Origin of the sequence: Intrasporangium zincisolvens (genome assembly GCF_034724055.1) — a bacterium.
Lineage (GTDB): Bacteria > Actinomycetota > Actinomycetes > Actinomycetales > Dermatophilaceae > Monashia > Monashia zincisolvens.
Window position 1 is genome coordinate 42,465 of sequence record NZ_JAWIIL010000015.1, and the last position, 12,207, is coordinate 54,671.

Here is a 12,207-nt window from a genome sequence, read left to right on the forward strand (position 1 = left end):
TCAGATGCCCTTCTCGGCCTCGATGAGGGTGTTCGCCGCGAACCGCAGGCCCTCGAGCTGGTCGAGCTGCAGGTCCTCGTGCTCGATGTTGACCGGCATGTCCGGGTCGACCTTGTGCAGGGCGCGGAGGAACTCGGTCCAGTACGCCGTGTCGTGACCGCGCCCGACGGCGACGAAGTCCCACGACGAGTTGGTCGGCCAGCCGCTCAGTGTCGTCCCGCCCCCGAGTGGGAGGTAGCCCTTCGAGCCCTCGGCGACCCGGGTGAACGCGTCGTCGATGACGCCGTTGACCTTGGCGGCCGCGTTGATGCGGGTGTCCTTGGCGGCGGCGTTGTAGACGAGCTCGCCGAGGTCGGCGACGGCGAGCACCGGGTCGATGCCCTGCCAGAACAGGTGGCTCGGGTCCATCTCGGCACCGACGTGCGTGGCGTTGGTCTCCGCCACGAGCCGGTGCAGGGTGCGCGGGTTGAAGACGATGTTGCCCGGGTGCATCTCGATGGCGACCTTGACGTCGGCGTCCGCGGCGCGGGCCTGGATGTCCTTCCAGTACGGGACCGCGACGCTCCACTGGTGGTCCTGGACGTCGAGGAACGGGCTCCACCAGGGCAGCGGGTTCCACACCGGCACAGAGGTTCCCGGCTCACCGCCCGGTGCTCCCGACATCGTCACGAGCCGCTTGACGCCGAGCAGGGCGGCCAGCTCGATCGAGTCGATGAGGTCCTGCGAGTGCGGGAACCCGGCGGCCGGGTGCAGCGGGTTGCCGTTGCAGTTGAGGGCGGTCAGCGTGAGTCCGCGCGAGCTGAACTCACCGAGGTACTGCTGCCGCGCGTCCTCGCTCGAGCGGAGCTCCTCGACGGGCAGGTGGATCGGCGGCAGGAAACCGCCCGAGTTGATCTCGACGCTCGTCAGGCCGAGGCCCTTGATGATGTCGAGGGCCTCGGGGAGCGTCTTGTCCGCGAGGCACGCGTTGTAGGCGCCGAGCTGCATGGGGGTGGTCCTTTCGTGACGTCTTTGTCGACGGAGATCGATGCTGTGTGGGGAACGTGCTGGGGGAGAGCGGGATTCAGGGGGCGACGGAGACGGTGGCGCCGCCCGACGCGGCGGACCGGGCCACGGCGTCGATGATCTGCAGGTCGCGGACGCCGTCCTCGAACGGCGCGACGGGAGGCAGCCCCTTGATGCCGGCGACCTGCTCGAGGAACGCCCGCGCCTGGTAGCCGAAGAGGTCGCCGACGCCGTACGAGACGCCCGGGAAGTCCATCGGGAGGCCGCCCTTGACGTACGGGTGCGCCGGCCCGGCGAGCACCTGGTTGTAGCCGTCGAACCCGTCCTCGCGCAGCCGGCGGATGACGCTGAACTCGGCCGGTCGGTCCATGTCCCACTTGACCCCGCCGTGCTGCGCCATGACGTCGATGGCCATCGAGTTGGCGTGCCCGGGCGCGATGCGCGAGATGGAGAACGTGCCGACGGCCCCGTTCTCGAAGTGGGCGGTGAACGTCGCGACGTCGTCGTTCTCGACCGGCTCGCGCACGTCGGACAGCTCGGCCTTGGCGTGCCCGTACGTCGTACCGAGTGGCAAGGCGCGCTCGGTGACCTTCGTCGTGAAGGTGGCACCGCTGACCGACACCATCGGACCGCAGAGGAACTCGGCCACGTCGATGAGGTGGCTGCCGATGTCGGCGAGGGCACCGGTGCCCGGCCTGCCCTTGTAACGCCACGCCATCGGCACCTGCGGGCTGAGCGCGTAGTCGCACCAGTACCGCCCGTTGAAGTGCGAGATCTCGCCGAGCTCGTCGCGGAGCAGGTCGCGGATGCCGGCGACGGCGGGCTGCCGACGGTAGACGAAGCCGACGCCGGTCACCAGGTCGGGGTGGGCCTGCGCCGCGGACACCATCGCCTGCGCGTCCTCGAGGCTCGCCGCGAGCGGCTTCTCCGACAGCGCGTGCTTGCCGGCGGCGAGCAGCGCCTCGGTGATCTCGCGGTGCAGGTGGTTGGCGACGACGACGCTGACGACCTGGACGCGGTCGTCGTCGAGCAGCTCGCGCCAGTCGGTGCCCGAGCGCTCGAAGCCGTAGCGGGTCGCGGCGTCGGACGCGACGGACGCGTCGGCGTCGATCACCGCGACGTACCGGATGGGCGGCAGCGGCGGGTCGAACAGCGTCGGTGCGGTGCGGTAGCCGGCGCAGTGCGCGCGCCCGGCCATGCCGGCGCCGATGACGGCGACACCGATCGGGGACGTGGTCATGGTGATGTGCCTCTCTGGACATCGGCGTGCGGAACCCCTGAAGCGCTAGTCTTAAAGCGCTTTAAGCGAGTGTGCGGGGCGCCGCACCGCACTGTCAACGCTTTGTGCTGACAAACTGTCGACCGGTCGCCCGCCCGATCACCCATTCGCTCACCTCGACCGAGGAGCCACATGCCGACCCGACCGCCACGCCCGCGGCTCGACGACGTCGCCGCGCGCGCCGGCGTCTCCACGGCGTCGGTCTCGCTCGTGCTCCGCGGACGCCCCGGCCCCTCCGACGCGACGCGCGAGGCCGTGCTCCGCGCCGCCTCCGACCTCGGCTACCGCCCCGACCGCACCGCGAGCCTCCTCGCCCGCCACCGCACCCAGCTGCTCGGCGTGACGATGGACGTCAGCAGCCCCTTCCAGGCCGAGCTGCTCGAGGACCTCCAGGCAGCCGCCGACGAGCGCGGCTACGACCTCGTCGTCAGCCCGCTCACCCGCACCCGCGATGAACGACGCGCCGTCGAGATGCTCCTCGACTTCCGGTGCGAGGCGCTCATCCTCCTCGGCCCGTCGACGCCCGACGCCGACCTCGCCGCCCTCGCCCGCGACCACCACGTCGTCGCCCTCGGCCGGCGGCTCGACGTCGAGGGTGTCGACGTCGTCCGGGCAGCCGACGACGTCGGCGTGGGCCTCGCCGTCGACCACCTCGCAGGCCTCGGGCACCGCTCGCTCGCCTTCGTCGACGGCCCCCGCGGCTCCATCGCGACGCTGCGCCGCCGGGCCTTCCGCGCCGCGACCCGACGCGTGCCCGACGCGTCGGCACGGGTGGTCTCCGGGGGTGCCACCGAGGAGGCTGGGCAGGAGGGCGCCGCCGGGCTCGTCGCCGCCGGCGCGCTGGACGGGGACGGACGCGTCACGGGCCTCGTCTGCTACAACGACCGCGCGGCGCTCGGCGCCCTCGCCGCGCTCCAGCAGGCCGGACGCGTCGTGCCCGGCGACGTGTCGGTCGTCGGGTACGACGACAGCCCCCTCGCGCGCCTCGCGACGGTCGGCCTCACCTCGGTGAGCCAAGCCACCCGACCGATGGCCGTGGCGGCGGTGCAGGCGGCCACGCAGCGCCTCGACGAGGGCCGGTCCGAGGTCGTCGAGGTGGTTCTCGAGCCGCACCTCGAGGTGCGCCGCACCACGGGACCGGTCGGTGCGCAGCGCTAGCGTGCTGGCATGACCGACAAGCTGACCCGGCAAGCCGCCTCCGACGCCCTGCCCACCTGGCGGTTCCTGCTGCAGCGGATGCACCTGACGGTCCGCGCCGCCGACGCCGCGGCCGCGTTCGACTTCGTCGCCCGGGTCGGCGCCGTCGCTGCCGCGCACGGCCGGCAGCTCGACGTCGACCTCCGCGCCCCGGTCGTCCACCTCGCCCTGTCGACGCGTCCCGGCGGCGGTGTCACCGACAGTGACATCGCGCTGGGCCGGGACGTCGACGACGTCGTCGCCGAGCTGGGCCTCGCGTCCGAGCCGGGGTCGCTCACCGTCCTCGAGATCGCCATCGACGCCATGGACATCGACGCCGTCCGCCCGTTCTGGGACGCCGTGCTCGGGTGGGACGTCATCCGGCGCGACGACGTGCAGGACCCGCTGCGGTTGGGCCCCGCCGTGTGGTTCCAGCAGATGGACGAGCCACGGCCGCAACGCAATCGGATCCACCTCGACGTCACCGTCGCGCACGACGAGGCGCCCGGACGCATCGAGCGGGCGCTCGCCGCCGGCGGCCGTCTCGTGTCCGACTCGCGCGCCCCTGCCTTCTGGATCCTCGCCGACCCCGAGGGCAACGAGGCGTGCGTCTGCACGTGGCAGGGCCGCGACCCGGCCTCGACGGCCTGACCCTCAGTCCGCGAGGGCCTCGACGACGAGCCGGGCGAAGAGCTCCGGGTCGTCGACCCACGGGAAGTGTCCGGCGCCGGGCTGCGCCAGGCACCGCCCGTCCGCGAAGAGGGCTGCGAGCTGCTCGCCGAGCCCCGGCCCCGGCATGAGGTCGAGCTCGCCGACGATGACGCGCACCGGTGCCGTCACCGCGCCGATCGCCCGACGCGTCTGCTCCGGGTCGGGTTGCTCGGCCCAGAAGGCGCGCGTGCCCTCGCGGTTGCGCTGGTCGTCGTCGGACGCCGCGTGGTGGCGCGCTGCGTCGGACCATGCTCCGTAGAGGAAGGGCGACATCGCCTGTCGGGTGGCGGGCGTGCCGTCGTCGGCCTCGAGCGCGATCTTCGCGCCGGCGAACCACGGCTCCGTCGCGCGCAGGGCGACGCGTGCGTCCCATTCGTCGTCCGTGATGTCGAGCCCGAGCGCAGCGGTGCCGGGGGTGACGAGCACGAGTCGGCGCAGGCGTGCGGGGTGGCGGGCGGCGTAGAGCTCGGCGACCGAGCCGCCCGCCGAGTGCCCGAGCAGGTCCATGGTGTCCAGCCCCAGGTGCGTGCGCAGGGCCTCGAGGTCGTCGGCGAGCCGGGTGGCGGCGTAGCCAGTCGGGTCGGCGGGCCGCGGCGAGGCGCCGGTGCCGCGCGGGTCCGGGATCACGAGCGAGAGTCGGGCCGCATCGGCGAGCCCGCCGAGGTCGCCGAGGTAGGCGGCGTCGCGGGCCGGGCCTCCCGGCCACACGACGAGGGGCTCGCCCGACCCCTCGACGCGGTACGCGAGCTCGGTCCCGTCGTAGGACGTGTAGGTCGGCATGGGGCCAAACGTGCCAGAGGGCTGTGGTCGGGCGCGTCAGGATTTCGGTGGGGCGGCCACTCGACCGGCGCTCGGAGGTGCCGTGCTCGACCGGACGACCAGCTCGGGCTCGATGACCGCGCCGGTCGGCTCGGCGGCCTCCACGGCCCCGGCGTCATCCAGCTGCCCGGTCACCGTTCGCACGGCCTCGGCGCCGAGCCGGGCGGCGTCCTGGCGCACCGTCGTCAGCGCGACGTGCGGGTAGCCGGCCTGCTCGATGTCGTCGAAGCCCACCACCGACACGTCCTGGGGCACCCGCACCCCCGCCTGCCGCACCACGTCGACGAACCCCAGCGCACAGCGGTCGTTGAAGGCGACGACGCCCGTCGGGCGGGGCGCGTTCATCGCGAGGAACGCCCGCGCGGCCGCGGCGCCGTCGAGCTCGGTGAGGCCGCCGGGCATCACGAGCGCGTGCAGCCCGGGCGCCGAGCGCATGCCGCGCCGGTAGCCCTGGCGGCGTTCCGCGGCCCCGGGCGCCCGACCGCCGTCGAGCAGCCCGATCCGCTCGTGACCGAGGCCGCGCAGATGCTCGACCGCGAGGCGCATCCCGAGGGCGTCGTCGGTGCGCACCACCCCGACGCCCGACGCCCGACGCGCGGGCCGCAGCACGCTGACGACCGGCAGCCGCTCGGCGAGCCGTGCCATGGCGCCGGTCGCGAGGTCGCTGCCGACGAGGACGAGCCCCTCGCACCGCTCGGCGAGGAGGGTGTCGACGGCGTCGGTGTCGGACCGGTCGGGCGTGACGCCGCTCAGGACCACCTCGTAGCCCACCGCGTCCGCCTCGGTGTAGAGGCTGCGGAGCACCTCGCCGTGGAAGGCGTGCCCCACGGCGAACGTGACCCCGAGCATGCGGGTCCGGCCCCGGCCGAGGCGGCTCGCGCGGGTGTCGGGGCGGTAGTCGAGGTCGGAGGCCGCGGCGAGCACGCGGGCGCGCGTCTCGTCGGAGGCGCCGGCGACGCCGCGGAAGACGATCGACACGAGCGCCCGCGACACCCCGGCGCGAGCCGCGACGTCCTCCATGGTCACGCGTCCGGTCGCCATGGGTCCGAAGTGTAGAGCGCTCCAGAGGACTTCGCGTCGATCTCTTGACGCGGGACGGTCGGCGGCCTCACCATCGAACTAGAGCGCTCTAGTAGAGAAGCAAAGGAGCTCCCCCATGACCGCCCCAGATCCCGTCCGCATCGGCCTCATCGGTGCCGGCCGCATCGGCACCCACCACGCCACCACCCTCGCCCGCCGCCTCCCCGAGGCCGAGCTCGTCGCCGTCGCCGACCCGTTCGAAGCGTCTGCCCAGCGCCTCGGAGAGGACCTCGGCGTCGAGTGGCTCACCGACCCCCAGGCCCTCATCGACGACCCGCGCATCGAGGCCGTCGCCATCACCTGCGCCAGCACGGCCCACGCCGACCTCGTCGTCGCGGCCGCCCGCGCCGGCAAGGCCGTCTTCGTCGAGAAGCCGATGGCGATGACCCTCGCCGACGCCGACCGCGCCATCGCCGCGGTCGAGCGGGCCGGCGTCCCGCTGCAGGTCGGTTTCAACCGCCGCTTCGCCCGCGACTTCGCCACCGCGCACGACGCCGTCGCCGCCGGACGCGTCGGCACCCCGCAGCTGCTCCGCTCCGTCACCCGCGACCCCGGCCTCGCCAACCCTGGTGCGGTCCCGCCGTGGACGATCTTCACCCAGACCCTGATCCACGACTTCGATGCGCTCAACTGGTTCAACGCCGGCGCGCGCGCCGTCGAGGTGAGCGTCATGGCCGACGCCCTCGTCGCCCCCGCGTACAAGGCCGCGGGACTCCTCGACACCGCCGTCGTGACGATCCGCTACGACAACGGCGCCATCGGCGTCGCCGAGGCGAGCTTCTCGGCCGCCTACGGCTATGACGTGCGCGGCGAGGTGTTCGGCTCGGTCGGCATGGTGCAGGCCGGCAGCCCGGCGCACCTGACCACAAGTCTGTGGACGGCCGACGGCGTCGCCGCCCCGACGGCGCGCATGGACACCGACCTCTTCTCCGACGCCTACGCCGCCGAGCTCGCCGCCTTCTGCAGCGCCGTGCGATCCGGCTCGCCCACGGTCGTCGGCGGCCGGGACGCCCGCGCCGCGCTGCGCCTCGCGCTGGCCTGCATCGAGGCCGTCGAGGCGGGCGGCACCGTCACCGTGCGCGACGCCGACCGTGAGGTCGTCGCGTGAGCGCCCCCACCGGCGTCGGTGCCGGCGCAGGTCCCGGCGGCCACCCGTTCACCCTGGCCGTCAGCTCAGAGATGGTCTTCCTCGACCTGCCCGTCGCCGAGCGGGTGCGCCGCATCCACGAGCTCGGCTTCGCCGTCGAGATCTGGGACTGGACGCGTCACGACCTCGACGCGCTCGAGGCCCTGCGCGCCGAGGGCGTCGTGTACTCCTCCATGACCGGCTACGTCCGCGGTCGGCTGGCCGACCCGGAGGGCGCCGCCGAGCTGCTCGCCACGGCCGCCGAGTCGGTGCCCGTCGCGAAGCGCCTCGGCATCCCGCGGCTGAACCTTCACGGCACGGGCCTCGACCACCAGGGCCTCCCGGTGCAGCCGGTCCACGAGGTGACCGGAGCGATGTGGCTGCAGGCGCGCGACACCCTGGGCCGCATCGCCGAGCTCGGCGAGCGCGAGGGCGTGCAGTTCGTCCTCGAGAACCTCAACACCGAGGTCGACCACCCCGGCACGCCGTTCGCCCGCGCCGCCGACTGCCTGGCGCTCGTCGAGGCCGTCGACAGCCCGCACCTGCGGCTCATGCTCGACCTCTACCACGCCCAGATCGGAGAGGGGAACCTCATCGAGCTGTGCCGCCGGGCCCTGCCGTGGATCGGCGAGATCCAGGTGGCCGACGTGCCCGGGCGCTGCGAGCCCGGCACCGGTGAGATCGCCTATCCGGCCGTCGCGCGGGCCCTCGCCGACATGGGGTACCGCGGCACCGTCGGTCTCGAGGCCTGGGCGTCGGGCGACCCCGAGCTCGCCCTCAAGCGCTTCCGGGACGCCTTCACCCTCTGAGGTCGGCCAGCCACCCCGAACCGCCGACCACCGCCCCTCGGACCACCGACCACCTTCCTTCATCGAGTGAGCACTCAGCCCCACCCGTCACACAACGGGTGGGGCGGGAGTGACGAAGTGCTCACTCGATGGAAAGGGGTGGGGGGCTGGCGGCGGGGGAGGAAGGGTGAGCGAGCGGGACGTCAGTGGGAGCGGCGGGCGTCGGCCTGGGCGTCGAGCCGGCGGTGCAGCTCGGCCGGGTCGACCCCGTGGGCCAGGGCCTCGGTGACGACATCGGCCTGGCTCGGCGGCGCCAGGCCGCCGATCGGCTGGTCGCGGTCGAGGTTGGTCGGGAATGCGTACCCCTCGGCGCTCGCGGCGACCGCGTTCGCCACACCCCGCCCGACGCGTCCGGCCCCGGACCCCGACACGGCCGCGAGGAGCGTCGGGTAGAGGGCCTCGACGACGCGCTGCCGGTCGACGGTCTCCATCGCCCGGCCGAACGCCGACGACACCTGCAGCAGGTTGGCCATGCGCCGGATGTCGGTCGAGTGGTTCGTGCCGGCCGCGTGGAAGAGGGCCGGGTTGAAGAAGACGGCGTCACCCTTGGCGAGGGGCAGCTGCACGTGGTGGGCCACGAAGTACTCCTGGAACTCCGGACGCTGGTAGGCCACGTAGCCGTGGGCGTACTTCTGGCTGTGCGGCAGGTAGAGCGTCGGGCCCGACTCGACGGGCATGTCGCAGTGGGCCACCGCGCCCTGCAGCGTCAGCACCTGCGAGAGCGCGTGCACGTGAGCGGGGTAGCGCGCGCAGACCTCGTCGCTCTGGAATCCGAGGTGGTAGTCGCGGTGCACGGTCTGGCCGGCGCCGCCGGGGTTGACGACGTTGACCTGCGACGTCACCTGGTAGCCGGGGCCGAGCCACGCGGTCGCGACCAGGGCGAGGACGTCGTTGGCGTAGTAGTCGACGAAGGCCCGCGGGTCGGTCACGGCGAGCTTCTCGAGGGCGTTCCAGACGCGGTCGTTGGCACCCGGCTTTGCGAAGTGGTCACCGGATGCTGTTCCGGCAGAACGCTGCTCGCTGATCATTGCGTCGAACGCGGTCGTGACGCGGTCGACGACCGACGCGCCGAAGGCGCCCTCGACGACGACGATCCCCGGTCCGTCCGCGAGGGCGTGGGCGACCTCGGCGAGCACGGCGCGTCGGCCCTCCTCGTCGGCGGTGGCCGCGGCCACGAGCCGGTCGGCGGCGTACACGGGCACCTCGCCCTCGAGTCGCGACGCGTGGGGGTGGTCCTCGAGTCGGGTGTGGTCGGCGAGGACCTCGAGCAGGTCGGCGAGCCGGCAGTCATCGGGCAGGAGCCAGGGGTGGATGGGGCGGGCGGTCAGGGTCACGACGTCCTCCTCGACGCGGTGGGTGCTGTTGGGTGGTCCCTCTCAGGATGGATCTCCCACGTCCACCCCGCACCGCCGTCAAGCCCTCAGAAAGCCCTCAGTCCGAGCGCGACGCGCACTACCGTGACCCCATGGCCAGGTCGGCGCCGCGCACCCACCGCGTCCGCGACATCGCGGAGCAGTCGGGCCTGTCCGAGGCCACCGTCGACCGGGTGCTCCACGGCCGGGTGGGCGCGAGCGCGCGAGCCGTGCGGGCCGTCGAACAGGCGGTCCTCGACCTCGACCACCAGCAGTCGCAGCTGCGGATCGCCGCCCGGACGCTCGTCGTCGACGTCGTCATGCAGGCTCCTGAACGCTTCTCGGGCGCGGTGCGCGCCGCGCTCGAGGCCGAGCTGCCAGCCGCCCGACCCGCCGTGGTGCGGGCCCGGTTCGACCTGCGCGAGAACGCCGACCCGGCCGCCGCCGTCGCGTCCCTCGACGCGGTCGGTCGCCGGGGCCGGCTCTCGCACGGGGTCCTGCTCAAGGCGCCCGACCACCCGGACGTCGCGGCGGCTGCCCGACGCGTCGCGGCCCGCGGCATCCCCGTCGTCACGCTCGTCACCGACGTCCACGACTCCGGACGCGTCGCCTATGTCGGCCTCGACAACGCGGCGGCCGGGCGCACCGCCGCGTACCTCGTCGCGCGCTGGCTCGGGCCCGGGCGCGGCACGGTGCTCGTGACGACGAGCGGATCAGCCTTCTTCGGCGAGCGGGAGCGCATCGATGCCTTCCGCGCGCAGCTGCCGCGCGTGGCCGCCGGCGTCGGCACCGCGCTCGTCACCGACACCGACGGGCTCGACGCGTCGCTCGCCGACGCCGTCCGCGCGGCACTCGTCGCTGACGCGTCGATCTGCGGCGTGTACTCGGTCGGCGGCGGAAACCGCGCGACGGCAGCCGAGTTCGCGCGAGCCGGTCGCGAGTGCCGCGTGTTCGTGGCGCACGACCTCGACGCCGACAATCTCGAGCTGCTGCGCACCGGCGTCGTCTCGGTGGTGCTGCACCACGACCTCGGCGCCGACATGAGGCGGGCGCTGCGGCAGGTCATGCGTGCCCACCGGCTCCTGCCGGGGGCACCGACGTCGGTGCCGGCCAACGTCGAGGTCGTGACCCCGTACAACCTCCCCGCGCGGCTGCGCCCCGAGTGACCCGAGTGACTCGAGTGACCCGAGGCACCGGGAAGGCGGTCACGCGGTGGACTCGAGCGCCGCGGCGACGCGCTCGGCCGCCTGGCGCAGGGCCTCGTCGGTGACGTTCGGCAGGACGTCCTCCCACAGGGGCAGCATCGGCCCGCTCGCGTCGAGCATCCCGAGCGGCCGCGGGAGGAACCAGACGTGGAAGTGTGCGCCGCCGTCGCCCCACCGGTACAGGTGGACGCGTCCGACGCCGCCGAGGGGGAGGATCGCCCGCTCGACCCGGGCCACGACCAGCCCGAAGCTCGCGGCCGCCGCGCCGGGCAGGTCCTGGAAGGAGTCGACGTGCTCGCGGCTCGCCATCCACACGGTTCCCGGCAGGCTGCCGCCGACCGGCGGGTGCAGCGTCCAGTGCTCGTCGCTCCAGACGGCGCCCGTCGTGTGGCGCACGCAGACCCCGCACGGGTCGCCGCCGGGCTCGCCGCGGCGGGGCGGCTCGGGGACGACCAGTCGTGCGGGGGCGCGCGGCGTCAACGGGGCGGCCCACGGGAGGGTGTCGAAGTTCGTAGGCGCGAGGTCGACGGCATCGGTGGGAAGTGGGTGGCGGGTCTCGGACTGCGTGTCAGGGCTCATGTCTGTGAGCCTGCGCCCGCGCGGCCGGGCCGCGCTTGATCGTTCTCGCCCTCTTCGGGGTCAGCGGACGACGAGGGCCAGCGCCGACACGACCGTCGCGGCGAGGACGGCCTGGTCGAACCGCGTCTGGCTGAGCCGGCGCGCGGTGTGCAACCCGACCCAGGCGCCGACCAGCACGAGCGGCGCCAGCGCCAGGGTGCGCCACAGCGTCCCCGCCGTGAACAGCCCGAGCCCGATGCTGAACGGCACCTTGCAGAGGTTGACGCCGAAGAAGAAGAGCGCGCCCGTGCCGAGGAACCGCCGCTTCGGGGCGCCCTGGGCCACGAGGTAGAGGGTCATGACCGGGCCGGCCGCGTTGGCCGTCATCGTCGCGAAGCCGGAGGCCAGGCCTGTGCCCACCGCGGCAGCGCGGGAGTCGGAGATCCGGCTCGTGTCGGGGCTGCGCCACACGAGGACGAGCTGCACCACGGCGAAGACGAGCAGCAGCACCCCGATGCAGCGCCGCAGCGTCACGTCGTCGACCCAGGCGAGGAAGAGCGCCCCGAGGGCGAGGCCGGGCAGGACGGCGGGGATGAGCCGACGCAGCAGCGCGAGATCGGCGTCGCGGCGGTAGTGCCACACGGCGTAGGCGTCACCGATGAGCAGGAGCAGCAGGATGGCGGCCGTCGACTCACGCGTCGGCATGGCGAAGGCGAAGATCGCGATGGAGATCGTCGCGACGCCGCCGATGGCCGTCTTGGCGAAGCCGACGAGCAGCGCCGCGACCGCGAGAAGCGCGAGCGTCGTCAGCGTCATGTCCGGAGAGTAGGGCGGGCCACGGGTGCCGCGACAGCATGCGTCCGAGCGCCGGATCGGAGCCTGCGTCGGTGTTGTGTCAGGGCCGCCGTGAGGCTCCCGACCGGGCGCGTATCCGGCCTCGGGGGAGCCGTTTTGGCGGTCCGGCCGATCACCTGTAATGTTCTCTTCGTCAGCCCGACAGGGAGCAACGGACGCCACGGCGATCGAGTGAATCGATCGCGAAGCTGGC

General features: G+C 73.6%; 12 protein-coding genes. 5 read left to right on the forward strand and 7 right to left on the reverse strand.

What is annotated here, in order from left to right; genetic code table 11:
- Together RY076_RS23145 and RY076_RS23150 are read right to left on the reverse strand one after the other, a co-directional pair.
- Nucleotides 1-987 carry a sugar phosphate isomerase/epimerase family protein gene (locus RY076_RS23145; protein ID WP_323102290.1) on the reverse strand — a complete coding sequence of 329 codons (987 nt, stop codon included), beginning with the start codon at nt 985-987 and terminating at the stop codon, nt 1-3.
- 76 nt (nt 988-1,063) lie between these two features.
- Nucleotides 1,064-2,245 (reverse strand): Gfo/Idh/MocA family protein, encoded by a 1,182-nt coding sequence (locus tag RY076_RS23150; protein WP_323102292.1) that lies wholly within the window; start codon nt 2,243-2,245, stop codon nt 1,064-1,066.
- Between the two features lie 171 nt (nt 2,246-2,416).
- On the opposite strand from RY076_RS23150, the gene RY076_RS23155 reads away from it, so the two are divergent.
- Nucleotides 2,417-3,442, forward strand: coding sequence for a LacI family DNA-binding transcriptional regulator (locus RY076_RS23155; RefSeq protein ID WP_323102295.1), 1,026 nt, complete (start codon nt 2,417-2,419; stop codon nt 3,440-3,442).
- 9 nt (nt 3,443-3,451) lie between these two features.
- Nucleotides 3,452-4,111: a VOC family protein gene (locus RY076_RS23160; protein WP_323102297.1), complete on the forward strand. Its 660-nt coding sequence runs from the start codon at nt 3,452-3,454 to the stop codon at nt 4,109-4,111.
- Nucleotides 4,112-4,114: 3 nt separating this feature from the next.
- Here RY076_RS23160 and RY076_RS23165 read toward each other — a convergent pair whose 3' ends face one another.
- Both RY076_RS23165 and RY076_RS23170 read right to left on the reverse strand, forming a co-directional pair.
- Nucleotides 4,115-4,951: an alpha/beta fold hydrolase gene (locus RY076_RS23165; RefSeq protein ID WP_323102299.1), complete on the reverse strand. Its 837-nt coding sequence runs from the start codon at nt 4,949-4,951 to the stop codon at nt 4,115-4,117.
- A 36-nt stretch (nt 4,952-4,987) separates the two neighbouring features.
- Nucleotides 4,988-6,031 (reverse strand): LacI family DNA-binding transcriptional regulator, encoded by a 1,044-nt coding sequence (locus RY076_RS23170; RefSeq protein WP_323102302.1) that lies wholly within the window; start codon nt 6,029-6,031, stop codon nt 4,988-4,990.
- A gap of 115 nt (nt 6,032-6,146) precedes the next feature.
- Here RY076_RS23170 and RY076_RS23175 point away from each other — a divergent pair, with 115 nt between their 5' ends.
- Together RY076_RS23175 and RY076_RS23180 are read left to right on the forward strand one after the other, a co-directional pair.
- On the forward strand, nt 6,147-7,178 hold the full coding sequence (locus RY076_RS23175; RefSeq protein WP_323102305.1) for a Gfo/Idh/MocA family oxidoreductase: 1,032 nt from the start codon (nt 6,147-6,149) through the stop codon (nt 7,176-7,178).
- Between the two features lie 71 nt (nt 7,179-7,249).
- Complete coding sequence (locus RY076_RS23180; protein ID WP_323102315.1) at nt 7,250-8,005, forward strand: TIM barrel protein; 756 nt, start codon at nt 7,250-7,252, stop codon at nt 8,003-8,005.
- Nucleotides 8,006-8,187: 182 nt separating this feature from the next.
- Here the strand turns inward: RY076_RS23180 and RY076_RS23185 are convergent, their stop codons facing one another.
- Nucleotides 8,188-9,378: a phytanoyl-CoA dioxygenase family protein gene (locus tag RY076_RS23185; RefSeq protein ID WP_323102308.1), complete on the reverse strand. Its 1,191-nt coding sequence runs from the start codon at nt 9,376-9,378 to the stop codon at nt 8,188-8,190.
- Between the two features lie 131 nt (nt 9,379-9,509).
- Between RY076_RS23185 and RY076_RS23190 the strand changes: the two genes are divergently transcribed.
- Entirely contained in the window at nt 9,510-10,562 is a 1,053-nt protein-coding gene (locus RY076_RS23190; protein WP_323102310.1) for a LacI family DNA-binding transcriptional regulator, read from the forward strand.
- 39 nt (nt 10,563-10,601) lie between these two features.
- Here RY076_RS23190 and RY076_RS23195 read toward each other — a convergent pair whose 3' ends face one another.
- Nucleotides 10,602-11,180, reverse strand: a complete 579-nt coding sequence (locus RY076_RS23195) for an HIT family protein (RefSeq protein ID WP_323102312.1) — start codon at nt 11,178-11,180, stop codon at nt 10,602-10,604.
- 60 nt (nt 11,181-11,240) lie between these two features.
- Entirely contained in the window at nt 11,241-11,975 is a 735-nt protein-coding gene (locus tag RY076_RS23200; RefSeq protein ID WP_323102313.1) for a sulfite exporter TauE/SafE family protein, read from the reverse strand.
- Nucleotides 11,976-12,207: the final 232 nt, after the last annotated feature.